The following is a 24,157-nucleotide window of genomic DNA, read 5'->3' on the forward strand; positions in this document are numbered from 1 at the left end:
TGCCCACAATAAGCTGGCAAACGCGTTTTTGTAGCTTGTGAGTGGGAAGCAGTATGGCAGACAAGAACTTCGCGCGAAGCGGAACCGCTGACACGGATCTCCTGGCGGACGACGACCCGTTGGCCGAGCTTACCCGTCTCGTCGGCTACGAACCGCGTCCGGTCCAGGACGTCAGCAAGTCTTCCTCCGAGCCCGCTCACGCGGTCCCGTGGATGGACAATCCCGTGCTCGCCCTCGAGGACGAGCTGATGCGGGCCTTCGAGCAATACGATGCGCCGCGCCGCGAGAGCGTCGAGCCGGTCGTCGCCGAGCGCGCCGCGCCGCGCCATGTCGAGCCCGTCTTCGATATGCCCGAGCCGGTCGCCGAGGAGCGCGACGCCATTCTCGACGAGGTGCCGACGCGTGATACGACGCCGCGTGATGCCGCTCATCGCGAACCCTCCTTCGAGGAGCAGTTCTTCGGCGCCGAGCCGTCCTTCGAGGAGGAGCGCCCGGTCGAGGTGGAGCAGCCGGCTGTCGCCGTGAGCGATGCCGATCGTGCGCCGGCGTTCGAAGAGCCCGTGGCCGAACAGTCCTACGCCGAACGGTCCTACGTGGAAGAGGTCGCCGCCGATGCGGCGCCCGTCGAGGCCGAGCCGGAGCTGGAGTTCGATCCGGCCCTGCTTCTTGCCGACGAGCTCGAAGCGGCCGTACACGACGTGCCTGCCGTCGATGCCGAGCCGACGGTGCATGCCGGCCGGCAGTTCGTCGACCGGCTGGAGCCGCGCTTCGAGCCGCCCGTGCGCAGCGAACCCATCGTCGAGACCCCGCTTGCCGCCAGCGCCGACGAGCGCCAGCCCGTCGTCCTCGGCTTCCAGCCGCTCGCCCCGGAGGAAAACCCGATCGACGAGATCGGCCTCGATCTGGAACGAGAACTGGAGCTTTCGATCGGTGACGGCTTTGCCGACGACCTGCTCTCCGAAGTCCACGGCACAGACGCCGCGCAGGCCGGCAACGAGCCGACCCTGCAGGACTGGATGTCCGACGCGGCGAGCCACGCTGTTTCCGAGCCTTTCCATGCCGAGCCGGCCTATGCCCGGGACGAGCCGCACTTCGTCGCCGAAATGCCGTTCGAGACGCCGGAGGACCGCGCCCGCGCCGTGGCCGAGGCCGAGACGCAGTGGCAGGACGCCGAGCCGGTACACGATGCCGCGCCGGACTACCGGCTGGAATCGGTCGAGCCGGGCCGCAATTACGATGCGGATTCCCTTTTGGCCGAGGTCGAGCGCTATCCCGTTCCCGACAGCCGCTCTCCGCTCGGGACGGCCACGCTCGCTGCTGCCTCGCTCGCCGCCGTGAGCGCGACGCCGCGCAGCGGCATGGCCAACGTTTCCTCGATCTTCGGCCGCGCAACGCCCGTCGCGCACCGCCAGCCGTCCGTCGAGACGGCCCGCACGCCCGTGGTCGAAACCGCGCGTGAACCGGCGATCGAGCCCGTCCAGAGCCCGGCGGTGGAAGCCTATCGCGAGCCGGTCGTCGAAGCCCGCCGCGAGCCCGTTGCCGTGTCGACCCCGGCGGCAGCCGAGCCGGAGCCCGATTTCGACAATCTGGAATTCGACCTCTCCGATATCGACCTCGATCTTTCCGATTTTTCGCTCGACGAGGAGCCGGTGCGCCAGGAGGCCAAGGTGCCGGAGACGCGCCTTGAAGCCCGTCCGGAGCCTCGTATCGAGGCCGCAAGGTCCGTCGAGATGCCGACGCCCGTGCGCCGCGAGCCGGCCGTCGCCGTTCCCGTCTCGACCTACACCGCGCCGCAGCCCGTGATCGCCGAGACGGCCGATGGCGCGCTGCCGTTCGATCCGACGATGATCGCCGAGACGGACGAGGGCGTTTCCCCGGTCACCGAACTCGACGTGCCGCAGCTTCCCGTCATCGAGAAGGAAAAGCCGCCGGCCTACCAGCCCGACTACGATTTCGATATCGACGCGGAAATGGCGCAGCTCTTCACCGAGCCGGCCGCCAAGACGCGCGGCGAGGACCTGTCGGCCGGCGTTGCCGTCGGCGCGGTTGCCGCGGCCGCCAGCCAGCCGGTGGCGCAGATCAACGATGTCGACGATTTCGAACGCGCCCTGGAAGAGGATTTCCGCCGCTCGCTGAACCAGCCCGAGCGCATGGCGATCCCCGTCGATCCGGGCCAGGCCAACACGCTCTATGCCGGCGACGGCTATGATGATGAACAGTCCCGCCCGCGGCGCGGCCTGCTGATCGCCGCCTCCATCGCGGCCCTGCTTCTGGTCGGCGGCGGGGGCGTCTATGCCTGGACGGCCTTTACCGGCGGCACGGCCGGCTCCGGCGAGCCGCGCGTCATCCTTGCCGACAAGGACCCGGTCAAGATCGTGCCCGAGGAGAAGGGCGGCAAGACCGTGCCGAACCAGGACAAGGCGGTCTATGACCGCGTTGCCGGCGATACGGCCGCAACGCCGCAGCAGGAACAGCTCGTCACCTCGACGGAAGAGCCCATCGACGTCGTGCAGCGCACGCTGACGCCGGAAACCCTGCCGTTCGACGGCCCGGAAGACGGCGTCGAGGCGGTCATCGCGGCGGAAAACGAAAACCGCGTCCTGCCGGGCGTCGACGAGCCGGAAACGGCGACGGCCGAAGGCGGCAACAAGCCGCTCGTCTCGCCGCGCAAGGTCAAGACGATGATCGTCAAGCCGGACGGCACGCTCGTCGCCCGCGAAGAGACGGTCGGCGAAGCAGCGACGGAAGTCGCCGGCCTCGACGCCAAGGCGACCGCCACCACCGGCAGCGCCTCGGGCGAGGCCGCCGCCACGGCCAATGCGACGGTCGACACCAATGCCTCGCTCAGCGCCGAGCAGGCGGCGAGCGAGGGCCAGCCGCGCTCCGTGCTGGCGGAAGTCGCCGATGCCGAGGTCGAAGACACCGCGCCGGTGCGCACCGTGAAGACGACGACGATCGGCGCCACGACCGGTTCGACGGACGGCAATGCGCCGGTTCCGGGCACCCGCCCGATCGACCAGCCGGTCACCGTGGTCGGCACCGTCACCGAAAACGGCAATGTCTCGGGCACCCAGACCGCCGAAGCCAGGCCGACGCAGACGGCGGAACAGACCCAGGTCGCGGCCGTCGCGCCGGGAAGCTACGTCATCCAGATCGCCTCGCTGCCCTCGGAGGCGGAAGCGCAGAAGAGCTACAATTCGCTCTCCTCGAAGTTCTCCTCCGTCATCGGCGGGCGCGGCGTGGACATCAGGAAGGCGGAGATCCCGAACAAGGGCACCTACTTCCGCGTCCGCATCCCGGCCGGCTCGCGCGAGGAGGCCAATGCGCTCTGCAACCGCTACAAGAGCGCCGGCGGCAGCTGCCTCGTCACCCGCTGAGGGGACACCGATTTCCTGGAGAGGCGCGGGCATGGTCCGCGCCTCTTCGATTCCGACCGGCCGCTGCCGCATGGGCGGGCAGGGCGCACCCTTCGTTTTCCCCACCGAACCTTTAAGATTGCGGACATGAGCGAATCGAAATCCTTCCTTTCCGGCTGTAAGGGCCTCAGCCTGACCGCCGACGAAAAAGCCTTCTTCCGCAGCGAGCGGCCCTGGGGCTTCATCCTGTTCGGCCGCAACATCGGCGAGCCGGCGCAGGTGGCGGACCTCACCGCGGAGATGCGCGACTGCCTCGGCGGCGGGGCGGACATTCCGGTGCTGATCGACCAGGAGGGCGGCCGTGTCCAGCGCATCAGGCCGCCGCATGTGCAGCAATATCCGAATGCCGCCGCGCTCGGCGCCATCTACCGCGCCGACGTGGAGAAGGGGCTGCGCGCCGCCTGGCTGATGTCGCGCCTGCACGCCTTCGATCTCCTGCGCCTCGGCATCAATGTCGATTGCCTGCCGGTGCTCGACGTTGCCGTGCCGGGCGTGCACGACGTCATCGGCAACCGTGCCTATGGGCAGGAGCCTGAGATCGTCTCGGCCATGGGCGGGGCCGCGGCCGAGGGCCTCAAGGCCGGCGGCCTGCTGCCGATCATGAAGCACATGCCCGGTCACGGCCGCACCATGGTCGATTCGCACCATGACCTGCCGGTGGTGCATGCGAGCCGCGCCGAGCTGGAGGCCTGCGATTTCGTGCCCTTCCGGCGCATGAAGGACGAGCTGATGGCGATGTCCGCCCACATCGTCTTCACCGCCATCGATGCCGACAACCCGGCGACCACTTCGGCGACGGTGGTGAGCGAGATCATCCGCGGTCATATCGGCTTCGACGGGCTGCTGATGTCCGACGACGTGTCGATGAACGCGCTGAAGGGCGATATTGCCGCAAGAAGCCGGGGAATCATTGCCGCCGGCCTCGACATGGTGTTGCATTGCCATGGCATCATGGAGGAAATGATCGCGGTGACCGAGAACGTTCCGCCGCTCACCGGCGACAGCCTGCGGCGGGCGAATGCGGTGCGCGCGGGCTTCCCGGCGCCGGACGGGGCGGACGAGGCGGCGCTGCGCGAGGAATTCAACGCCATGATCGCGGTGGCCTGACGGTCGCCGCAAGCGGGGTCCCTCGGTCGCAGGCGCGCGGGACGAAGAAAGGGGCGACGTGCAGGGAACGGGGTCGAAGCCACCGAAGAAGGGACGCGGCGCAGGGGCGCCGATGGCCGACCTGTGGCAGGACGCCGAGGCGCGGGGCCTTTCCGAGGAAAGCCTCGTCGTCGATCTCGCCGGCTTCGAAGGCCCGCTCGACCTTCTCCTGCATCTCGCCCGCACGCAGAAGGTGGATCTCACCCGCATCTCCGTGCTGGCGCTCGCCGAACAATATCTCGTCTTCATCGAGCGGGCGCGCAAGATCCGCATCGAGCTTGCCGCCGACTATCTCGTCATGGCGGCCTGGCTTGCCTATCTCAAGTCGCGCCTGCTCATTCCCAGGCAGGCGAAGGACGACGGCCCCTCCGGCGAGGAGATGGCGGCCAGCCTCGCCTTCCGCCTGAAGCGGCTGGAGGCGATGCGCGATGCGGCGACGCGCCTCGTCAACCGCAACCGCCTCGGCCGCGACGTCTTTGCCCGCGGCATGCCGGAGCACATTCCGACCGAGCGACGCTCGTCCTTCGAGGCCTCGCTCTACGACCTGCTCAGCGCCTATTCTTCGCTGCGCCAGCGCCACGCGGTGACCCAGGTCACCATCGAGAAGCGCACGGTCTGGTCGCTTTCCGATGCGCGCGAGATCCTGTCGCTGCTCATCGGCGGCTTCGAGGACGATTGGGCGGCGCTCGACAGTTTCATCCTGCGTTACCTCAGCGACCCCGCGGAACGCACCACGGCGATCGCCAGTGCCTTCGCGGCGACGCTGGAGCTGGTCCGGGAAGGGCGCCTGGAACTGCGCCAGGACGGCGCCTTCCAGCCGATCTACCTGCGCCGCGGGCCGAAGCCCGAGGGCGACGATGACGGGGGCGACGGGCGTGGCTGAACCGGGGGACGACGCACCGCGCGAGACGGACGGCGGCACGATCGTCGATCCGCGCCGGCTGCACGAGGCGGCGCGCATCGCCGAGGCGCTGGTCTTCGCCTCCGCCGGGCCTGTGTCGCAAGCCTATATCGCCGAGCGCCTGCCGCGCGGCGTCGACGTGCTGCATGTCATGCGCGAGCTGAAGGCGCTCTATGCCGGCCGCGGCGTCAATCTCGTCCAGCTCGACGATAGCTGGGCCTTCCGCACGGCGCCGGACCTCTCCTTCGCCATCCGTACCGACGAGACGGAGGTGCGCAAATTGTCGCGCGCCGCGCTGGAGGTCCTGTCGATCATCGCCTATCACCAGCCCGTCACGCGCGCCGAGATCGAGGATATCCGCGGCGTGCAGACGTCCAAGGGCACGCTCGACGTGCTGATGGAAGCGGGCTGGGTGCGTTTCCGCGGCCGCCGCCGCTCGCCGGGCCGCCCGGTGACCTTCGGCACGACGCGCGATTTCCTCGATCATTTCGGCCTCGAAGACCTACGCGACCTGCCGGGCCTCGAAGAGCTCAAGGGCGCCGGCCTCCTGTCCGGCCGCATCCCCTCCAATTTCCAGGTTCCCATGCCGCTGCGCGAGGACGAACTGGCGGAGGACGAGGACCCGATCACCCAGTTCGACCTCGAAGAACTCGGTCTCTTGACACCGGGCGGAAAAGAAGACGAATAGACGAAGCTTATAGAGCGGTTCCGGCAAAGCGCGTCGCGGTTTTGCGCGCGCAGCCGTGCCAGAACAAACGGTTGGAGCATTTTCGCGCTTCGAAGGCGCGCAGGATGCGCCCGCAGGACTGCATCGTCGGCCGCGGCCGGCGACAGGGAAAGACTTCGGCCCATGGTTTTGGATCCGTCAGGCTCCAACGGTATCGAGACGAGGCGGGCATCGGCGGTGACCTTCGCGGCGCGCCTGTCCTTCGAGGATATCCACCACAGCTACCACAACAAGGAGACGATCCGCGGCATTTCGCTGACGGCGGAGCCCGGCGCGGTCCTCTGCCTGCTCGGCCCATCCGGTTCCGGCAAGACGACGCTGCTGCGCATTGCCGCCGGCATCGAGGCACAGACGGCCGGCCGCGTGCTCCTGAACGACCGCGAGATTGCCGGCCCCGCCGTCTTCCTGCCGCCCGAGCGGCGCGGCGTCGGCCTGATGTTCCAGGATTTCGCGCTCTTCCCCCACATGACGGTGCTCGACAATGTGCGCTTCGGCCTGACGGCCCTGCCGCGCGCCGAGGCCGAGGCGGAGGCGCGCGTCGCGCTCGAACGCGTCGGTCTGTTGCACTACGCCCAGAAGTTTCCACATGTTCTTTCGGGCGGCGAGCAGCAGCGCGTGGCGCTCGCCAGGGCGCTCGCTCCGCGCCCTTCGGTGCTTTTGATGGACGAGCCGTTCTCCGGGCTCGATTCGCGCCTCAAGGATTCGATCCGTGCCGATACGCTGGCGATCCTGCGCCAGTCGCGCGCCAGCGCCATCGTGGTGACGCACGATGCGGAGGAGGCGATGCGCATGGGCGACCGGATCGCGCTTCTGAAGAACGGCCGGCTCGTGCAGGTGGGCACGGCGGAAGAGCTCTATCTGCACCCGAAAAACATCTTCGCCGCCGCCTTTTTCTCCGAAATCAACGAATTTCCCGGCCGTGTGCGCGGCGGCGTGGTCGAAACGCCGCTCGGCAATGTCGACGGCACGCGGTTTTCCGATGGCCAGAAGGTCCATGTCGCGGTGCGCCTTTCGGGGCTGCGCGTGATGGAACGGGGCGGCGAAATCCCCGCGCGCATATTGTCGCGGCGCTTTCTCGGGGTGGTCGAGCTCCTCGATCTGGCCGTGCCCGGCACCGACCGGCCGATCCGGGCGCGCGTCAGGGCCGATCAATTGGCTTCCGGATTGCGCGACGTCACGCTTTCGGCTAACCACCGCGACATTCTAGTGTTTGAAAAAGACGGCTGAACGTCTTACATCGGGGTACGAGTTCGAAAGGGAGTCGAGATTATGGGTTCTTTCAGCATCTGGCATTGGCTGATCGTTCTGGTGGTGGTGCTGCTGCTGTTCGGCCGCGGCAAGATTCCGGAACTGATGGGCGATGTCGCCAAGGGCATCAAGAATTTCAAGAAGGGCATGTCCGACGAGGAAGCCGCCGCCGCCGACAAGGCCAAGACCGTCGACCACAAGGCTGACGAGGTCAAGTGACCGGCGCTCGGCCGCGGACGGTGGTTCGCGGCCCATGAGGACAGTACCCTATGCTTGATGTCGGCTGGACCGAAATACTCGTCATCGCGATCGTCCTGATCATCGTGGTCGGTCCGAAGGACCTGCCGCAGATGCTGCGCACGTTCGGCCGCATGATGTCGAAGATGCGCGGCATGGCGAGCGATTTCCGCCAGCAGTTCGACGAGGCGCTGCGCGAAGCGGACCTCGAGGACGTCAAGAAGACGATCGGCGAGGCGCAGAAGCTCAATCCGCTGAACACCATTCGCGAGGCGGTCAATCCGCTGCGCCAGATGGGCGACGAGATCAAGGCGGACCTGCAGAAGTCGACGAGTTCCGTCTCCTCGGCAACGCCCGCGGCCGTGCCGGCCGAAAGCGTCACCGGCAGCACGCCGGTCGCCGTACCTTCCGAAGCGCAGAAGCCTCCCTCGGCCGAGCCCGTTGCCGCCGTTCCGCTGAAGGCGGGGCCGACCAGGAAGACGGCGACGAAAAAGCCTGCCGAGGGCACTGACAAGGCGGCAAAGCCGCGCAAGGCGCCCGCCAAGGCCGAGGGCGGCGTCAAGGCCGCCGGCGAGAAGAAGGCCGCGCCCGCCAGGGCCAGGACTGCAAAGACCAAGAAGGGCGACGCATGAGCGGCGACATCGAAGACAAGCCCCAGCCGCTCATCGAGCACCTGATCGAGCTTCGCCAGCGCCTGCTGTGGGCCGTCGGGGCGTTCTTCGTCGCCTTCCTCGTCTGCTTCTATTTCGCCAAGCAGCTGTTCAACCTGCTCGTCCTGCCGTTCAAATGGTCGGTGGAATGGGCGGGGCTCTCGCACCGCAATGTCGAGCTGATCTATACGGCGCCGCAGGAATTCTTCTTCACGCAGATCAAGGTCGCCATGTTCGGCGCGCTGGTCATCGCGTTTCCGGTCATCGCCCAGCAGGTCTACAAGTTCGTCGCGCCCGGCCTCTACAAGAACGAGCGCGCCGCCTTCCTGCCGTTCCTGATCGCCTCGCCGATCCTCTTCCTCATCGGCGCCGCGCTGGTCTATTTCTTCTTCACGCCCATGGTCATGTGGTTCTTCCTGGCCATGGAGCAGGGCGGCGGCGAGGGACAGGTCTCGATCCAGCTCCTGCCGAAGGTGTCCGAATATCTCAGCCTCATCATGTCGCTGATCTTCGCCTTCGGCCTCGTCTTCCAGCTCCCGGTGGTTTCCTCGCTCCTGGTGCGGGCCGGCTTCATCGATTCGAAGGTGCTTGCCGACAAGCGCAAATACGCGATCGTCATCGCCTTCGTGGTCGCCGCCGTGCTGACGCCGCCCGATCCGGTTTCCCAGATCGGCCTTGCACTGCCGGCCATCCTTCTCTACGAGATTTCCATCTATACGGCCCGACTCATCGAACGGCAGCGGGCGAGCGCCTCGAACGCGCAGGATGCGGAGAACGAGGTCGTTGCAACGCCGGAAGAGGCCGACAAGGCCTGATCTTCGGCGTTGCCGCACTGTGCTGCCGGGCGCGGGTGGGCCTCAATCCACGGAACGCCTGGAACGACAATGCTTGATATCAAATGGATCCGCGACAACGCCGCCGCTCTCGACGCCGCCCTGGCAAAGCGCGGCGCCAGCCCCCTGGCCCAGGCCCTCATCGATCTCGACGAGAAGCGCCGCAGCGTCATCCAGAAGGCGCAGGACATGCAGTCGCGCCGCAACGCCGCCTCCAAGGAGATCGGCGCGGCGATGGCGGCGAAGAACAGCGAACTTGCCGACAGGCTGAAGGCCGAGGTCTCGGCCATCAAGGACCAGCTTCCCGCGGCGGAAGAGGAAGAGCGCCAGGTCACCGCCGAGCTCAACGACGCCCTGTCGCGCATCCCGAACATCCCGCTCGACGACGTGCCGGTCGGTACGGACGAGACCGGCAATGTGGAAAAGCTGAAATGGGGCGAAAAGCCCGGCTGGAACCACAAGGCGCTGGAGCACTACGAGATCGGCGAAGCCCTCGGCTACATGGATTTCGAGGCCGCGGCGAAGATCGCCGGCTCGCGCTTCACTGTGCTGAAGGGCCAGCTCGCGCGCCTCGAACGCGCCCTCGGCCAGTTCATGATCGACGTGCATACCGGCGAGCATGGCTATACGGAAGTGCATGCGCCGCTGCTGGTGCGCGACGACGCCATGTTCGGCACCGGCCAGTTGCCGAAATTCTCCGAGGACCTGTTCCGCACCACGGACGGCCGCTGGCTGATCCCGACCGCGGAGGTCTCGCTCACCAACCTCGTGCGCGAGGATATCCTCGACCAGGAGAAGCTGCCGCTGCGCTTTACCGCGCTGACGCCGTGCTTCCGCTCGGAAGCCGGTTCGGCCGGCCGCGACACGCGCGGCATGCTGCGCCAGCACCAGTTCATGAAGTGCGAGCTCGTCTCGATCACCGATGCGGAAAGCTCGATCGACGAGCACGAGCGCATGACGGCCTGCGCCGAGGAGATCCTGAAGCGCCTCGGCCTGCACTATCGCATCATGACGCTGTGCACCGGCGACATGGGGTTCGGCGCCCGCAAGACCTACGACCTCGAAGTCTGGCTGCCGGGACAGGACACGTTCCGCGAGATCTCATCCTGCTCGGTCTGCGGCGATTTCCAGGCGCGCCGCATGAACGCGCGCTACCGCGGCAAGGACGACAAGGCGACGAAGTTCGTGCACACGCTGAACGGCTCGGGAACGGCCGTCGGCCGCGCGCTGATCGCCGTCATGGAGAACTACCTCAACGAGGACGGCTCGGTCACCGTGCCGGACGTGCTGCTGCCCTATATGGGCGGCCTGAAGAAGATCGAGAAGGCCGCCTGAGGCGGAAGGCGGAGACGAGATGCGCATTCTTCTGACGAACGACGATGGTATCCACGCCGAGGGCCTCGCGGCCCTCGAACGGATCGCGCGCGAACTGACGGACGACGTCTGGATCGTCGCGCCCGAGACGGACCAGAGCGGCCTTGCCCATTCGCTGACGCTCTCCGAGCCGCTGCGCCTCAGGAAGATCGACGACAAGCGCTACGCGCTGCGCGGCACGCCGACGGACTGCGTCATCATGGGCGTGCGCGAAGTGCTCGACGAGAAGCCGGACCTCGTGCTGTCGGGCGTCAATGTCGGGGCCAACATGGCCGACGACGTCACCTATTCGGGCACGATCGCCGGCGCGATCGAGGGCACGCTGCAGGGCATCAAGTCCATGGCGCTGAGCCAGGCCTACAACCATGCCGGCGGCCGCGTCGTGCCGTGGGAGGTCGCCGAAAGCTTCGCGCCGAAGCTGATCCGCCAGTTGATGGATGTCGAGCTGCCGGACTGGACCTTCTTCAACATCAATTTCCCGAACTGCGCGCCTGCGGAGCTCAACGGCGTCGAGGTCACCAGCCAGGGCAAGCTCGATTTCGGCCTGACGATCGACGAGCGCATGGACGGCCGCGGCTACCCCTATTACTGGCTGCGCTTCGGCGAGCGGAAGGGCGATTTCCGCGCCGGAACGGATATCCATGCAGTGAAGAACCACAAGATCTCCGTGACGCCGCTCAAGCTCGACCTCACGGACTATACGGTGCTGGACCGCGTGCAGCGCGTGCTCAACGGCGAGGATGCGGATTGAACACGGGACGGGTGATCGAGAAAGAGGGTTTTGCCGCGCTGGCCCTGCGCCTGCGCGGCCAGGGCATCAACAATCTCGACCTGCTGACCGCCGTGGAGCAGACGCCGCGCACGCTTTTCGTGCCGCCGCAATTTGCCGGCGAGGCCTATTCGCGCCGGGTCCTGCCGCTCGACTGCGGGTCCTTCATGGAGGGGATCGACCTTTCCGTGCGGCTCCTGCACCTCCTGAACCTCAAGGCCGGCCAGCGCATCCTCGAGGTCGGCACCGGCTCCGGCTTCACCGCCGCGGTCATGGGACGCCTGACGGAGCGCGTGCTCACCGTAGACCGCTACCGCACGCTCGCCACCAATGCGCAGCAATCCATCGAGAAGGCCGGCATCCGCAATGTCATCGTGCGCCAGGCCGATGGCAGCAACGGCATGCCGGGCGAGGGCACCTTCGACCGCATCCTCGTCACCGCCGCCTTTCCGGCCCTGCCGCGCTTCTTCGCCGAGCAACTGGTGTCCGGCGGCATGCTGATCGCCCCCGTGATGGTCAGCGAAACCGAATGTCGCATGCTGAAGCTGGTCAAGACCGGCAGCCGCTTCGATCGTGAGGACCTTTTCGAGGTGCCCTACCTGCCGATCGTTCCCCAGATGGCGCAGGCCCTCTGATCCACTTCCATAAACCGTTTCTTCTCGTCCGCCAGGCGAACGCCCGCTGAGTCTTTCGGCATTTTTGCCGGAAAACCAGCGCATCCGTCCTGCGCGGCTGCTCGTTTCGCGCGAATTCCTCATGTGAATACAGCGCGTTAACCTTTTGTTAACCAGCGCAAGCTTCGCGCAAGCTTCGGGGCGTAGGCCGGTAGCGAAGCAGAAACTTCCACGCAGGACGCCGGTTTTCCAAGGGTGCGGCCGTTCCGATGGAGAGGGAAATGCACGTCTCGAACAGGATCGCCAGCAGCTCGACCAGCGACAGCCTCGCCTATCTCGCGACCAAGGCTGCGGGCAAGGTTGCCGAAGACAATGCGGAGACCGGCTCGACCGCGCAGTTGGCCGGCGGCAGCTACGATCCCTCCGCCCATGTCGGTCTTTCGGTCGATGCCCTGCTCGTCCTCAGCGTCGCCAAGGAAGAGACGGCTTACAGTCAGCCGGCGCTTACCGAGGCCGAGCGCGCGAACCTTGATACGGCAGCGCTGGAAAAGCGCGAATATACGGCCTTCGGCCACTTCCTGGAGGAGGGCGACCGCAAGGCCTATTACCGTGCCTATATCGAATATTTCGACAGCATGTCGGCCGAGGACCAGCGCAGCGCCCGCTATGCCGGCACGCGCGAGCCTGCCGTCGCCGCGCTCCGCGCCATCGCCTACAATGAGAGCGCCCTCGACATGACGGCGCCCGACGCCGCCCTCGAAAACGTGACGGCCGCCGACGACAGGGCGACCCGGCGTGCGACGCCCATCTCCGCGATCTTCCAGCCGAGCCAGGCGGATTTCGAGAACGCCGCCCGCGTCGTCACCAGCCGCATCTCGCGCGCCGACACCATGTACGCGACCGGCTTCTGAGCCGCCTCCATGCCTCTTCCGCCACGGTGCGGATGCGCCATGGTTATCAATTCATCAAAAAAACAATGCGGATAGGCCTGCTTTAACCGGGCAGTAACTCTAACGCGCTTTAATCGGTCCTCATCAAGTAGCGTACCGATTGGGTAGTCACATGCGTAAGAGTGTATCGCCGAGTTTTGCCAGGACCGCGACCCGCCTCGTGGTTGCCGCCTTGCTGGCCAGCGTCGCGACCGGGTGCAGCTCGGACGTGTCCCGCTTTGGCGGCCTCTTCTCCTCCTCCGGTCAGGATAACATCACGACGAGCTCGGTCCCGCGCCGCACGCTGCTCGGCGGCAATCCGGTCCCGCGCGGCAATGTCGGCAACGGCCAGCAGTTCGCGACGGCCGACCAGCTCGGGTCGCGCGAGGAAGCGCTCAACCAGCCGTTCCCCGATCAGGGCGCCGTTTCCTACGATCCGATCAACACCGCGACCACCGGCGGCTCCGGCACGCGGCTGGCGACGACGCCGATGAGCGTGCAGCGCGGCGAGCTTGCCGACCCGACCGCCGGCGCCCGCCAGGCCGCCGAGCGCGAGGTCGCCCTCGGCCAGCAGCTTCCCGAACGCAAGGCGAAGGCCATCGCGGAGGGTGCCGACACCCTGACGACGTCGACCGTCAACAAGGGTAAGGCCGGCTGGTCGACGGCGAATGCGCCGGTCGTCATGCTGCGCCAGGGCGAAAGCGTGAAGACGCTCGCCAACCGTTATGGCGTGCCGGAAAAGGAAATCCTCGCTGCCAACAACCTCAAGCGCGCGTCGGATGCCGAGCCCGGCCAGAAGATCGTCATCCCGACCTTCAGCACCACGGCAAGCGCCGCCAAGGCCTCGACCGACAGCACGCTCAAGGTCGACAACAAGCTGCCGACGCCCGAGCGCAAGGGCGAGCAGAATGTCGCCATCCTGCCCACCACGTCCAGCCGTGAGAAGCTGAAGTCGGAAAGCGGCCAGACGAGTTCGAACGTCGCCGATGCCGGCGAAGGCAAGGGCAAGGGCAGCTATGAAGTGCAGCCGGGCGATTCGCTCGCCAAGATCGCCCGCAGCAACGGCGTCTCCGTCGATGCGCTGAAGAAGGCGAACGGGCTGACGACCGCATCGATCCGCATCGGCCAGAACCTCGTCATCCCGGCCGGCGGCAGCGTGGCCGCGGCTGAGACGACGACCGACAAGACGGTGACCGCATCGGTTCCGGCCAAGAAGGAAAAGGCCGTCGAGACGGCGGAGAAGAAGCCGGAAGCCTACAAGGCGCCGGTGAAGACCGTCTCGGTCACGGAAGTGGCGGAAAAGTCCGATGTCACGGACGAAGCGCCCGAATCGACCGGCATCGGCAAGTATCGCTGGCCGGTGCGCGGCGCGGTCATCGCCGGCTACGGCGCGAATGTCGAAGGCAACCGCAACGACGGCATCGACATTTCCGTCCCCGAGGGCACGCCGATCAAGGCCGCAGAGAACGGCGTGGTCATCTATGCCGGCTCCAGCCTGAAGGAACTCGGCAACGCCGTCCTCGTGCGCCATGACGACGGCACGGTCACGGTCTACGGCCATGCCGGCGAACTCAACGTCCAGCGCGGCCAGAAGATCCAGCGCGGCCAGACCGTCGCCACCTCCGGCATGAGCGGCAACGCCACCCGTCCGAAGGTTCACTTCGAAGTGCGCAAGAACGCCACCCCGGTCAACCCGATGACCTTCCTGGAATAGGGACGATCGTCCGCGAGAAAAACAGAAAGGCCCGGCTCGACCGGGCCTTTCTGTTTCCGACAATGCCGTCCGACCTCTCCTCCGTCACGTTCGGGCCTGCCGACCATCCGCCCAAGGGTAAGTCGCGGATGTGGACCCTCGGCTCAAGGCCGAGGATGACGTTGGGGGTGGGGCGCCTCGGGTTGCCGACAAAGGCACGGAACCGCTCCTTCGTCATGGTCGGGCTTGACCCGACCATCCATGCCGCAGGCACGTCGGTTGATCCTTGGCGAAGGCCGAGGGTGACGGTCGAGGATGAGCGGCAGACGGAGGCCCGGCTCGCTGCCTTTCTCATTTGACGAGCGGCTTGCCCAGCCTGCCTGCAAGGTCCTGCACATATTGCCAGGCGACGCGGCCGGAGCGGGAGCCGCGGGTCGTCGACCATTCCAGCGCCTCGGCGTGCAACTGCTCTGCCGGGATGTCGAGGTCGAAATGCCGCGCATAGCCGTCGATCATTTCGAGATAGTCGGCCTGGCTGCACTTGTAGAAGCCGAGCCAGAGGCCGAAGCGGTCGGAGAGCGAGACCTTCTCCTCCACCGCCTCCGACGGGTTGATCGCCGTCGACTGCTCGTTCTCCATCATGTCGCGCGGCAGGAGATGCCGGCGGTTGGAGGTGGCGTAGAGCAGCACATTGTCCGGACGGCCTTCCACGCCCCCGTCGAGCGCCGCCTTCAGCGACTTGTAGGACGTGTCATCATGGTCGAAGGACAGGTCGTCGCAGAAGATGATGACCGGGCAGGGTGCTTCCTTGAGGATGTCCATCAAGGCCGGCAGCGTGGCAATGTCCTCGCGGTGCACCTCCACCAGCTTCAGCCCGCTTCCCGCCTCCTTGGCGGCCAGCGCGTGGACGGATTTGACCAGCGACGACTTGCCCATGCCGCGCGCGCCCCACAGCAGCACGTTGTTGGCGGGCAGGCCGCGGGCAAAGCGCAGCGTGTTGTCGACGAGGATGTCGCGGACATGGTCGACGCCGCGGATCAGGTCGATCTCGATGCGGTTCGGCCGCCTGACCGGCTGGAGGTGCTGGCGGGCCGGCGACCAGACGAACACCTCCGCGGCATTCCAGTCGTTGACGGCGGGGGCGGGGCCGGCGAGGCGTTCCAGCGCGGCGTTGATGCGGCCGATTTCGGCGAGCAAGAGCTTGACGTGATCTTCCTGCAATTTCTTTCTCCTCATGCGTCCCTGCCGGGTAGCATGCGGCGCCGGGTCGCGAAAAGGGGGAAAGCGCTTGAAAACAGGCCGCTTCGCAAGGTCGTGTGTTGCATTCAAGGCCCGCTTGCCTATATTCCGGCAACCGAAACGGCCCCGCAGGCCGCACGAATTCACGATTTCAAGGAGTAGTTGATGTTCATTACCGAGGCCTTCGCGCAGACGGCACCCGGCGGGGCAGGCGGCGCAGACATTCTCATGTCGGTCCTGCCGTTCCTGTTGATCTTCGTGGTGATGTATTTCCTCATCATCCGCCCGCAGCGCGCTGCCATGAAGCGTCGCGATGAGCTTCTGAAGAACATCCGCCGCGGCGACCAGGTCGTCACCGGCGGCGGCATCGTCGGCAAGGTCACCAAGGTCGTCGACGACAACGAACTCGAAGTCGAGATCGCCGAAGGCATCAAGATCCGCGTCGTGCGCAGCGGCGTCAGCGAAGTCCGCGTCAAGGGCGAGCCCGTCAAGGAATGACTTGGCCTGCCGCCTGGCCGGGCTGATCCCCGGCCGGACGGCCCGACTGGTTTTCAGCCGGCGGCGCGCCGGATTAGTCGAGATCGCGATGCAGCCATCCGCCCGCTGGAAGACCTTTTCCCTCTGGCTCGTCCTTGCGGCGAGCCTTCTTGTCCTTCTGCCGAGCCTTCTGCCTGCCCGCCTCACCGCAGGCCTTCCCGGCTGGATGACGGACCACCGCCTCGTTCCCGGCCTCGACCTCACCGGCGGCTCCCGCCTCGTGCTGGAGATCTCGCGCAGCGACATCGCCGCCGAGCACCTGCGCGCCGCCGTCGAGACCATCGGCAACACCCTGCGCGCCGCGCGCATTCCCCACAGCGACCTCAACGGCGCGGAAGACACGATCGACGTCACCGTGACGGCGCCCGACCGTCTCGACGCGGCCCGCACCGCGCTCACCGGCCTCGGCCTCGGCGCGCTCAGCGAGCCGGAAAGCGGCAAGTTCCGCATCGTGCTTGCCGCCGATGCCGTGGACAGCGCCGCAAGCGCGGCTTCGCTCGGCGCCGTCGATGCGGTGCGTCGCCGCGTCGAGAGCCTCGACATTCCCGAACTCCTCGTCGGGCGCGGCGAGCATGACCGCATCGTCGTCGCCATGCCGGGCCTCACCGACCCGCAGCGCGTCAAGGACATGCTGGCGACGGTCGGCAAGCTTTCCGCCCGCCTCGTCGACGACGGCGTGCCGGTCGACACGGCCATCGAGGACGGCGTGCCGGCAGGCTCCGAAGTGCTCTACTCCACCGGCGAGCCGCCGGTCGGCTATGTCGTGCGGCAGGACGATCTCTTCACCGCCGTGGATGTCGCCTCGGCCGAGCCTGCGGCCAATGACGAGCCCTTCATCGAATTCGTGCTGAAGGCGGATGCCGCCGAACGGCTTGCCGCCTTCACGCGGGAGAACAGCGGGCGCACCATCGCCATCCTGCTCGACGGCCAGGTGATCTCGACCTCGCGCATCCAGGGCGCCATCACCGACGGCGTCGGCCGCCTTTCCGGCGATTTCGACGCGCAAGGGGCGGCGAACCTCGCGCGCATCATCGCCAGCGGCCCGCTGCCCGCCCCGCTCACCATCATCGAGGAGCGCTCGATCGAGCCGGCGCTCGGCACGACCTCCGGCACGACGGTCATCATCGCGCTCACCGTCGCCATCGTCGCCGTCGTTGCCTTCATGACCTTCTTCTACGGCGTGCTCGGCGTCATCGCCTCCTTGTCGCTGGCCTTCGCCATGGTCCTCTCCTTCGCGGTGCTGGCGCTTGTCGGCGCGCCGGTCTCGCTGTCGATGATCGCAGGCATGGTGCTGACCGTCGGCATCACGGTCGATGCCAGCGTACTGATCTTCGAGCGCATCCGCGAGGAGGTTAAGGGCGGACGGGAGCTCTCCCGGTCGGTCTTGATCGGCTTCCGCCGTGCCCGTGCCACGGTGCTCGATGCCTCCGTCACCATGTTCATCGCCATCGCGGTGCTCTTCCTGCTTTCGGCAGCTCCCGTGCGCGCCTTCGCGCTTGCCGTCGGCATCGGCCTTTTCGCGACGCTCATCACCACCTTCACGCTGACGCGCCGCCTTGTCACCGTCTGGCTCAACCGCAGCCACGCGACGCACCTGCCGAAGGGCGTGCGCACCGGCCTCTTCGACCGCCTCAACCTGCGCTTCATGGCGGTGCGCAACGGCGTCTTCCTGCTGACGGCGGTGCTTTCGCTCGCCATTGCCGGCCTGCTCGTCGCCGGCAAGCTCAAGCTCGGCATCGATTTTACCGGCGGCGCGGCGCTGGAAGTGCAGGCGAAGGCCGGCAATGCCGATCTCGACGACATCACCGCCCGCCTGAACGATGCCGGCGTGGACGTGCTGACCGTCACGAAACGACGCGACGCGCGCCATGCGCTGGTGCGGCTGACATCGGCGGGCGAGGGCGAGAACGCCGAGCAGACCTCCGTGCTGGTCGCCCGCGGCGAGCTGGAGGACGATTACGACTTCCGCCGCGTCGAGGTGGTCGGCCCGGCGATTTCCGGCGAACTGATCGACACGGCGACGCTCGGCTTCGTCGTCGGCCTGCTTGCGCTGGTCGCCTATATCTGGATCCGCTTCGAATGGCATTTCGCCATCGGCGCGATCATCGCGCTGGCGCATGACGTGTTCTTCACGCTCGGCTTCCTGGCGCTGGCCAAGATCGAGTTCAACGTGACCGCCGTCGCCGCGCTGCTGACGGTCGCCGGCTATTCGCTGAACGACACGATGGTCGTCTACGATCGCATCCGCGAGAATCTCCGGCATTTCAAGCAGATGCCGCTGCCGATCCTGATCGACGACGCGATCAACCGCACGCTGTCGCGCACCGTGCTGACATCGGCGACCACGCTGATCGCGCTGGCCGCGCTCGCGCTCTTCGGCGGCGAGGCGATCGGCACCTTCGCGCTGACGCTGCTCTTTGGGGTGGCGATCGGCACCATATCCTCTATCTACATTGCCGGACCGATCCTCATCCTGTTCCGCCTGCAGCCGGAGCGCTACCGCCCGGGCAAGGGCGGCAAGGGGCCGGTCACGGAGGCGACGGGAGCCAATGGCTAAAGGCATCGAAATCCGGGAGGCGCATTTCCCCGGGCGTGCGCCGATCGACGCATATGGCAATGGCGGTTTCCGCTTCGCCGACATGTCGCATCGCGGTTCCATCCTCTGCCTGCCCTCGGGCATCCACGGCTGGGACAAGGAGGAGGGCACGCCGCTGACGGTGGCCGACCTCCAGCGCGTGCTGGACGAGGCCGGCGAGATCGAGGTGCTGCTCGTCGGCACCGGCAGGGAGATCCGTCCGCTCTCGGCCGAGATCAAGGCGGCCCTCACGGAGCGCAAGGTCCGCTCCGACCCGATGAGCACGGGCGCCGCCGTGCGCACGTTCAATGTCATGCTCGCCGAGAGCCGGGCCGTCGCCGCCGCGCTCATCGCGGTATGATACGGAAAACGGTATTCTCGACGTGACCGATACGCGGCAAGCCCATTACGCGCACTGTCTGACGATGCTTCGCGAGACCGATCGCGACCGCTATCTCGCCTGCCTGCTGGCCCCGGCGGAAAAGCGTGGCGCGCTCGCCGCGCTCTACGCCTTCAATGCCGAGATCGCCCGCGTGCGCGACGTGGTGCGCGAGGCGCTGCCCGGCGAGATCCGCCTGCAATGGTGGCGCGACGTGCTGGACGGCACCGCCGAGGGCGACGCCATGGCCAACCCGCTCGCCGCGGGCCTGATGGCCTGCGTCGAGGAGCATCGGTTGCCCGTCGCCGTGCTGACGGACATGACCGAGGCGCGCATCTTCGACGTCTACAACGATCCGATGGAAAGCCGGGCGGCATTCGAAGGTTATGCCGGCGAAACCGCCTCGGCGCTGATCCAGCTCGCAAGCCTCATCCTCGATCCGGCAGGGGCGCCTGCATCGGCCGAGGCCGCCGGCCATGCCGGCGTGGCGCAGACCGTTGCGGGCACCCTCCTGATGCTGCCGATCCACCGGCGGCGCGGCCAGGTCTACCTGCCGGCCGATCTTCTCGCCGCCACGGGCCTGACGCCGGAAGCCCTGCTCGCCGGCAACGACGCGGCCGCGGCCGCGCGCGCGGTGGATGCCTTCGTCGGCCTCGGCCGGGAGCATCTCGCCAAGGCGCGGGCCGCAGGCGGCATTTCACCGGCCAATCGACCGGCCTTTTTGCCGGTCGCCCTCGTTTCGCCTATACTGGATGCAGTGGAGAAGGCCGGCGCGGCGGCACTGGAGCGTTCCCTCCAGCCCGCCCAGTGGCGGCGGCAGTGGTGGATGTGGCGGGCGCTGCGCCGCGGCCCGTTCTAAGGCGCGTCGCGATCCTTCGGACTTGTTGCCCGCTCAGGCACCTGGCAGGACGCAAAACTGGCGCAAGCCTTGTCCGCTACAGCGACAGGACGTTTTTCGGGAGGAGTCGCGCCGATGCTCTGGACCATCACCATCGTCTGCCTGCTTTTGGCCGGCCTCGTCTTCCGCCAGGTGTTTCGCCGGGAGGAGGAGCAGGAGATGGCCGGCGAGGATGCCGGGCTTGCGATCCTCGAATTCGGCCGGGCCTTCCCCGACGAGGCGATCCGCGAGGTCATCACCACGGCGGACGGCCGCACGGTGTTCCTGCGCCTGCACGACGGCAAGGCCGGCTGCATGCATGCTCATGGCCACCACTATTCCTGCCACCGGATCGAACCCGGCACCGTGCGCGTCGAAAGCGCCGGCCCGAAGCGCCTCACCGTGAAATTCGCCAATGCCGCCTTCGAGGGCGGCGTCTTCGAGTTCCGCGACGAGCGGGAGGCCGCGGAGGTTTCCCTCTGGCTGCTCGGCAGCTTCATGCCGGCGGTGGCCGGGCTTGGACCGGAGGCCGCAGGCCGACCGGTTTGAAGGCAGGGCAATCGCATATGGCACGTCGTTGCGGTTTTGCCTTCTCCCCGCGGGGAGAAGGCGGCCCGAAGGGCCGGATGAGGGAGCGCGTGCCATCTTTCGCCACTGCCGCGATGTTCTGCCCGCGCGGGAGGGGCAGGAGGCGCGCTCCGGGCCTTATATGCATATCCTGATCTCGAAGGTGAGGCGGCAGCCACGCCCGGCCGGGAATCAGCGGCCGAGCCAGCGGGCGCAGTCTTCGAGCGCGCGGGCGGCCGTCGCCTGCTTCTTGGCGAGGGCCTTGTCCTTGCCGCGGAACCGCTTCATGCCTTCCGGCTTCGTCACCGTGCCCGGCTCCAGCGGCGGGAACAGGCCGAAATTGATGTTCATCGGCTGGAAGGAGCGTTTGCCCGGCTCGTCGTCCGAAACGATGTGGCCGCCGGTGATGTGGCCGAGCAGCGAGCCGAAGGCCGTGGTTTCCGGCGGCAGCGACGGCGTTTCGCCGCGCCGTTCGGCAACCGCGAAGCGGCCGGCGAGCAGGCCGATGCTGGCGCTCTCCACATAGCCCTCGCAACCGGTGATCTGACCGGCGAAACGCAGGCCCGGGCGGCCCTTCAGCGTCAGCGAGCGGTCAAGCAGCGTCGGCGAGTTGATGTAGGTGTTGCGGTGCAGGCCGCCGAGGCGGGCGAATTCCGCATTCTGGAGGCCGGGGATCAGGCGGAAGATCTCTGCCTGCGCGCCGTATTTCAGCTTCGTCTGGAAGCCGACCATGTTGTAGAGCGTGCCGAGCGCATTGTCCTGCCGCAACTGCACGACGGCATAGGGCTTGACCGTCGGATTGTGCGCATTGGTGAGGCCCATCGGCTTCATCGGCCCGTGGCGCAGCGTCTCGCGGCCGCGCTCCGCCATCACCTCGATCGGCAGGCAGCCGTCGAAATAGGGCGTGCCTTCCCATTCCTTGAAGCCCGTCGTGTCGCCGGCAATCAGGGCGTCGATGAAGGCATTGTACTGCGCCTCGTCCATCGGGCAGTTGATGTAGTCCTTGCCCGTGCCGCCGGGGCCGACCTTGTCGTAGCGCGACTGGAACCAGCAGATGTCCATGTCGACGCTGGCCGTGTGCACGATCGGCGCGATGGCATCGAAGAAGGCGAGCGAATCGGCGCCGGTGCGTTCCTGGATCGCCGCGGCGAGCGAGGGGGCGGTGAGCGGCCCGGTGGCGATGATCGCCTGGTCCCAAGCATCGGGCGGCAGGCCGGTGACTTCCTCGCGCGTGATGGTGATCAGCGGGTGGCTTTCGAGCGCGGCGGTGACGGCGGCGGAAAAACCGTCGCGGTCGACGGCGAGCGCGCCGCCGGCCGGCACCTGGCTGGCATCGGCCGCGCGCATGATCAGCGAACCGGCGAGCCGCATTTCGGCGTGCAGCACGCCGACGGCATTGCTGGTCGCGTCGTCCGAGCGGAAGGAGTTGGAACAGACGAGCTCGGCAAGGCCGTCCGTCTTGTGGGCATCCGTGCCGCGCACGCCGCGCATTTCATGCAGGATGACGGGGACGCCGTTTTCGGCGATCTGCCAGGCGGCTTCCGAGCCGGCAAGGCCGCCGCCGATGACGTGGATGGGAGCGAGGGAGGAGGTCTGTGTCATGGGCGGTTCGTTACCATGCCCGCGGGCTGCTTTCCATCACGGAGATGCAAAAGCCCGAATCAAAAACGGCACCGGATGGTGCCGTTTGAAGCGTCCCTCGCGCGTCGCCGTTTCCGGCCGCAGCGGCGGAAACCGGCTATGTCTTAGCGGAAGGAACGGGCTGCGATGTCGCGGATGTCGTAACGGGTCAGGCCGATGTCGGACAGCGTGTGGTTCGACAGGTTGCCCAGTTCGTTCATCGTGCGGCGGTAGGAAATCCAGTTCTTTGCAATGCGGATCGGGTTCATGGTCATCTCCTCGAAGGGTTGGCCGGGAGGTCTGTCTCACCGGTGTGTGAGCTCTATATAGGCGATGCCCTTGTTAATGTGCAGTGCAAAGAAAATGCAGCTGCTATGCATTTGTGCAATAAGACGATCACCAATCGGGCAGATGGATCGCCTGCAGGCAAAATGGGCAGAAAATGCCGCCATTCCAGGCAGATAGAAAAAACACTTGTCGGCGGAGGGGCGGCCCTTCATGTCGCGGAAGGAAAATCGCGACATTGTGCGGCGCAAAAAGACGCGCAAACGAAAACGCCCTCCGATGGGAACCGGAGGGCGTTCGAAACGGGACCGTTAAAGGTCGTTCGGCTTAGTTGGTGGCCTTGCGGGCGATGTACGGGATATCGCTGCGGCCGATGCCGAGGTCGCGCAGTTCACGGTCGCTCATGCGGCCGAGTTCGTTGACGGTCTGACGGTACTTGCGCCAGTTGTTGAAAGAGCGTGCCAGGTTCATGTTCTTACCCCTTTCTTGGGCTTCCTGCTGGGCGGCCGCTCGTCCTTGGCGCCGCCCCGATCTGATGATTTGAAATATACGCTGCGCTGCCGAAAAGAACAGCGCTGTTACAGCACGGCACCTATGCGTTTTGAGCATGTCAAGCAGAAATTTTGACAAAATTCAGGCCAAATTCCGGGCGTTCGGCCACAAAGGTTAAGGCCGCTATGCATCACTGGTTGGGTGCGGTGCAAAAGAAACAACGCCCGCAGGGGGAGGAGATCCGGCGGGCGTTGCTGATATCGATTGGCAGCCTGGGAGGAGGGAGGGCCGCCAATCCTGTCGGGGACGTTGGGAGGAGGAGATCGTCGCCCGACCGATGGGATCTATATAGACCGTGAGAGCCGTGCGCGGAAGCGCAGGATGGGAATGGCACCCATGCGTATAGTGCATGCGTCATGCGGCGCAACAGGGTTCTTTGCCCAGGCTTTGGGCAGAATGGCGGATCATCTGGGGTGTTTGGCCGCTTTGGCGCGGCCTGCCATGCGTCTTGCGCAAATAATAACGCCCGCTGGGGGAGGAGGTCCAGCGGGCGTCACTAAGATTGATTGGCAACTGGGAGGAGGAGTGTTGCCAATCGTATCGAAACGACACTGGGAGGAGGAGTGCGTCGTTCCGAATTCCTGTCGATCCCGTTTCCGGGGCTCGGGTCATTCGGCATCATGCCGGGCGTTCGACCAGTCCGCCTTTCCCGTTTCTCTGTCGCCTTACGTTACGCGGCGCCTTGATGTGCGGGCCGGATCGCTTCTGATCCGATGTCTGAACTATAGACCCGGCCGTCGATTTTGTGCAGTGCAATATGAGCATGGATGATATGCGCCATCTGCATGTCCGAAATCACCGGGCCGAACGGCCTTTCGAGGCCATTTTTATCAGGCCTTTCCTTGTTTTCCGTTAATCTTGGTGGCCGCAGGCCCGTCTTCAAGGGCGAGAAGAGCGAATAAATGCCCTTTTTGCGAATTTTTGCTCCGATTGCGAATTTCCGGCTGATCTGTATCGTTCCTGTTGACAAAGCCCGAATCGGCGTGAAC

The 24,157-nt window shown here is 66.4% G+C and carries 23 protein-coding genes; 18 read left to right on the forward strand and 5 right to left on the reverse strand.

Features of this window, described 5'->3' with window-relative positions; all coding sequences use genetic code 11:
* Nucleotides 1–53 precede the first annotated feature (53 nt).
* From EV665_RS19510 to EV665_RS19570, 13 genes are all read left to right on the forward strand, one after another.
* Nucleotides 54–3,377, forward strand: coding sequence for an SPOR domain-containing protein (locus EV665_RS19510; RefSeq protein ID WP_133035363.1), 3,324 nt, complete (start codon nt 54–56; stop codon nt 3,375–3,377).
* A gap of 126 nt (nt 3,378–3,503) precedes the next feature.
* Entirely contained in the window at nt 3,504–4,523 is a 1,020-nt protein-coding gene (gene nagZ, locus EV665_RS19515; RefSeq protein WP_133035364.1) for a beta-N-acetylhexosaminidase, read from the forward strand.
* 112 nt (nt 4,524–4,635) lie between these two features.
* A complete protein-coding gene (locus EV665_RS19520; RefSeq protein WP_064329917.1) occupies nt 4,636–5,445 on the forward strand; it encodes a segregation and condensation protein A in 810 nt (269 codons plus the stop codon).
* Nucleotides 5,420–6,151, forward strand: coding sequence for an SMC-Scp complex subunit ScpB (gene scpB, locus EV665_RS19525; RefSeq protein WP_084437839.1), 732 nt, complete (start codon nt 5,420–5,422; stop codon nt 6,149–6,151). Before EV665_RS19520 ends, scpB begins: the two co-directional genes overlap by 26 nt.
* A 162-nt stretch (nt 6,152–6,313) precedes the next feature.
* Nucleotides 6,314–7,417: an ABC transporter ATP-binding protein gene (locus EV665_RS19530; RefSeq protein ID WP_133035365.1), complete on the forward strand. Its 1,104-nt coding sequence runs from the start codon at nt 6,314–6,316 to the stop codon at nt 7,415–7,417.
* A 42-nt stretch (nt 7,418–7,459) separates the two neighbouring features.
* Complete coding sequence (locus EV665_RS19535; RefSeq protein ID WP_023511864.1) at nt 7,460–7,657, forward strand: twin-arginine translocase TatA/TatE family subunit; 198 nt, start codon at nt 7,460–7,462, stop codon at nt 7,655–7,657.
* Nucleotides 7,658–7,707: 50 nt separating this feature from the next.
* A complete protein-coding gene (tatB, locus tag EV665_RS19540; protein ID WP_133035366.1) occupies nt 7,708–8,307 on the forward strand; it encodes a Sec-independent protein translocase protein TatB in 600 nt (199 codons plus the stop codon).
* The gene (tatC, locus tag EV665_RS19545) at nt 8,304–9,140 is read left to right on the forward strand and encodes a twin-arginine translocase subunit TatC (protein WP_064329920.1); all 837 of its coding nucleotides are present in this window, start codon (nt 8,304–8,306) and stop codon (nt 9,138–9,140) included. Before tatB ends, tatC begins: the two co-directional genes overlap by 4 nt.
* A gap of 69 nt (nt 9,141–9,209) precedes the next feature.
* Nucleotides 9,210–10,493, forward strand: a complete 1,284-nt coding sequence (gene serS / locus EV665_RS19550) for a serine--tRNA ligase (RefSeq protein ID WP_064329921.1) — start codon at nt 9,210–9,212, stop codon at nt 10,491–10,493.
* Nucleotides 10,494–10,512: 19 nt separating this feature from the next.
* On the forward strand, nt 10,513–11,283 hold the full coding sequence (gene surE, locus EV665_RS19555) for a 5'/3'-nucleotidase SurE (protein ID WP_064329922.1): 771 nt from the start codon (nt 10,513–10,515) through the stop codon (nt 11,281–11,283).
* A complete protein-coding gene (locus EV665_RS19560) occupies nt 11,280–11,936 on the forward strand; it encodes a protein-L-isoaspartate(D-aspartate) O-methyltransferase (protein ID WP_064329923.1) in 657 nt (218 codons plus the stop codon). Before surE ends, EV665_RS19560 begins: the two co-directional genes overlap by 4 nt.
* 260 nt (nt 11,937–12,196) lie before the next feature.
* Nucleotides 12,197–12,826, forward strand: coding sequence for a hypothetical protein (locus EV665_RS19565; protein WP_064329924.1), 630 nt, complete (start codon nt 12,197–12,199; stop codon nt 12,824–12,826).
* Between the two features lie 151 nt (nt 12,827–12,977).
* Nucleotides 12,978–14,558 carry a peptidoglycan DD-metalloendopeptidase family protein gene (locus EV665_RS19570; protein WP_064329925.1) on the forward strand — a complete coding sequence of 527 codons (1,581 nt, stop codon included), beginning with the start codon at nt 12,978–12,980 and terminating at the stop codon, nt 14,556–14,558.
* Nucleotides 14,559–14,888: 330 nt separating this feature from the next.
* On the opposite strand, the gene EV665_RS19575 is transcribed toward EV665_RS19570, so the two are convergent.
* The gene (locus EV665_RS19575; RefSeq protein ID WP_133035367.1) at nt 14,889–15,758 is read right to left on the reverse strand and encodes an ATP-binding protein; all 870 of its coding nucleotides are present in this window, start codon (nt 15,756–15,758) and stop codon (nt 14,889–14,891) included.
* 183 nt (nt 15,759–15,941) lie between these two features.
* Between EV665_RS19575 and yajC the strand changes: the two genes are divergently transcribed.
* The 5 genes from yajC to EV665_RS19600 all read left to right on the forward strand — a co-directional run bounded on the left by yajC (nt 15,942) and on the right by EV665_RS19600 (nt 20,693).
* Nucleotides 15,942–16,274: a preprotein translocase subunit YajC gene (gene yajC, locus EV665_RS19580; protein WP_064329927.1), complete on the forward strand. Its 333-nt coding sequence runs from the start codon at nt 15,942–15,944 to the stop codon at nt 16,272–16,274.
* A gap of 88 nt (nt 16,275–16,362) precedes the next feature.
* Nucleotides 16,363–18,870: a protein translocase subunit SecD gene (gene secD, locus EV665_RS19585; protein WP_133035368.1), complete on the forward strand. Its 2,508-nt coding sequence runs from the start codon at nt 16,363–16,365 to the stop codon at nt 18,868–18,870.
* Nucleotides 18,863–19,249 (forward strand): Mth938-like domain-containing protein, encoded by a 387-nt coding sequence (locus tag EV665_RS19590; protein ID WP_133035369.1) that lies wholly within the window; start codon nt 18,863–18,865, stop codon nt 19,247–19,249. Before secD ends, EV665_RS19590 begins: the two co-directional genes overlap by 8 nt.
* Nucleotides 19,250–19,313: 64 nt before the next feature.
* Nucleotides 19,314–20,126: a phytoene/squalene synthase family protein gene (locus EV665_RS19595; RefSeq protein WP_133035430.1), complete on the forward strand. Its 813-nt coding sequence runs from the start codon at nt 19,314–19,316 to the stop codon at nt 20,124–20,126.
* Nucleotides 20,127–20,240: 114 nt separating this feature from the next.
* Nucleotides 20,241–20,693 (forward strand): hypothetical protein, encoded by a 453-nt coding sequence (locus EV665_RS19600; protein WP_064329929.1) that lies wholly within the window; start codon nt 20,241–20,243, stop codon nt 20,691–20,693.
* A gap of 210 nt (nt 20,694–20,903) precedes the next feature.
* Here EV665_RS19600 and trmFO read toward each other — a convergent pair whose 3' ends face one another.
* From trmFO to EV665_RS19620, 4 genes are all read right to left on the reverse strand, one after another.
* Complete coding sequence (gene trmFO, locus EV665_RS19605) at nt 20,904–22,313, reverse strand: methylenetetrahydrofolate--tRNA-(uracil(54)-C(5))-methyltransferase (FADH(2)-oxidizing) TrmFO (protein WP_133035370.1); 1,410 nt, start codon at nt 22,311–22,313, stop codon at nt 20,904–20,906.
* Nucleotides 22,314–22,456: 143 nt separating this feature from the next.
* Nucleotides 22,457–22,600: a DUF1127 domain-containing protein gene (locus EV665_RS19610; RefSeq protein ID WP_023511883.1), complete on the reverse strand. Its 144-nt coding sequence runs from the start codon at nt 22,598–22,600 to the stop codon at nt 22,457–22,459.
* Between the two features lie 343 nt (nt 22,601–22,943).
* On the reverse strand, nt 22,944–23,087 hold the full coding sequence (locus EV665_RS19615) for a DUF1127 domain-containing protein (RefSeq protein WP_064496054.1): 144 nt from the start codon (nt 23,085–23,087) through the stop codon (nt 22,944–22,946).
* Between the two features lie 751 nt (nt 23,088–23,838).
* Nucleotides 23,839–24,138, reverse strand: a complete 300-nt coding sequence (locus EV665_RS19620; RefSeq protein WP_133035371.1) for a hypothetical protein — start codon at nt 24,136–24,138, stop codon at nt 23,839–23,841.
* Nucleotides 24,139–24,157: the final 19 nt, after the last annotated feature.

The organism is Shinella granuli, assembly GCF_004341885.1.
Classification (GTDB): domain Bacteria; phylum Pseudomonadota; class Alphaproteobacteria; order Rhizobiales; family Rhizobiaceae; genus Shinella; species Shinella granuli.

Bases quoted from the DNA above. Each gene is read 5' to 3' on its own strand.
- EV665_RS19510 (WP_133035363.1), top strand. From the start codon at position 54: ATGGCAGACAAGAACTTCGCGCGAAGCGGAACCGCTGACACGGATCTC.
- nagZ (WP_133035364.1), top strand. From the start codon at position 3,504: ATGAGCGAATCGAAATCCTTCCTTTCCGGCTGTAAGGGCCTCAGCCTG.
- EV665_RS19520 (WP_064329917.1), top strand. From the start codon at position 4,636: ATGGCCGACCTGTGGCAGGACGCCGAGGCGCGGGGCCTTTCCGAGGAA.
- scpB (WP_084437839.1), top strand. From the start codon at position 5,420: ATGACGGGGGCGACGGGCGTGGCTGAACCGGGGGACGACGCACCGCGC.
- EV665_RS19530 (WP_133035365.1), top strand. From the start codon at position 6,314: ATGGTTTTGGATCCGTCAGGCTCCAACGGTATCGAGACGAGGCGGGCA.
- EV665_RS19535 (WP_023511864.1), top strand. From the start codon at position 7,460: ATGGGTTCTTTCAGCATCTGGCATTGGCTGATCGTTCTGGTGGTGGTG.
- tatB (WP_133035366.1), top strand. From the start codon at position 7,708: ATGCTTGATGTCGGCTGGACCGAAATACTCGTCATCGCGATCGTCCTG.
- tatC (WP_064329920.1), top strand. From the start codon at position 8,304: ATGAGCGGCGACATCGAAGACAAGCCCCAGCCGCTCATCGAGCACCTG.
- serS (WP_064329921.1), top strand. From the start codon at position 9,210: ATGCTTGATATCAAATGGATCCGCGACAACGCCGCCGCTCTCGACGCC.
- surE (WP_064329922.1), top strand. From the start codon at position 10,513: ATGCGCATTCTTCTGACGAACGACGATGGTATCCACGCCGAGGGCCTC.
- EV665_RS19565 (WP_064329924.1), top strand. From the start codon at position 12,197: ATGCACGTCTCGAACAGGATCGCCAGCAGCTCGACCAGCGACAGCCTC.
- EV665_RS19570 (WP_064329925.1), top strand. From the start codon at position 12,978: ATGCGTAAGAGTGTATCGCCGAGTTTTGCCAGGACCGCGACCCGCCTC.
- yajC (WP_064329927.1), top strand. From the start codon at position 15,942: ATGTTCATTACCGAGGCCTTCGCGCAGACGGCACCCGGCGGGGCAGGC.
- secD (WP_133035368.1), top strand. From the start codon at position 16,363: ATGCAGCCATCCGCCCGCTGGAAGACCTTTTCCCTCTGGCTCGTCCTT.
- EV665_RS19590 (WP_133035369.1), top strand. From the start codon at position 18,863: ATGGCTAAAGGCATCGAAATCCGGGAGGCGCATTTCCCCGGGCGTGCG.
- EV665_RS19595 (WP_133035430.1), top strand. From the start codon at position 19,314: ATGCTTCGCGAGACCGATCGCGACCGCTATCTCGCCTGCCTGCTGGCC.
- EV665_RS19600 (WP_064329929.1), top strand. From the start codon at position 20,241: ATGCTCTGGACCATCACCATCGTCTGCCTGCTTTTGGCCGGCCTCGTC.
- trmFO (WP_133035370.1), bottom strand. From the start codon at position 22,313: ATGACACAGACCTCCTCCCTCGCTCCCATCCACGTCATCGGCGGCGGC.
- EV665_RS19610 (WP_023511883.1), bottom strand. From the start codon at position 22,600: ATGAACCCGATCCGCATTGCAAAGAACTGGATTTCCTACCGCCGCACG.
- EV665_RS19615 (WP_064496054.1), bottom strand. From the start codon at position 23,087: ATGAACCTGGCACGCTCTTTCAACAACTGGCGCAAGTACCGTCAGACC.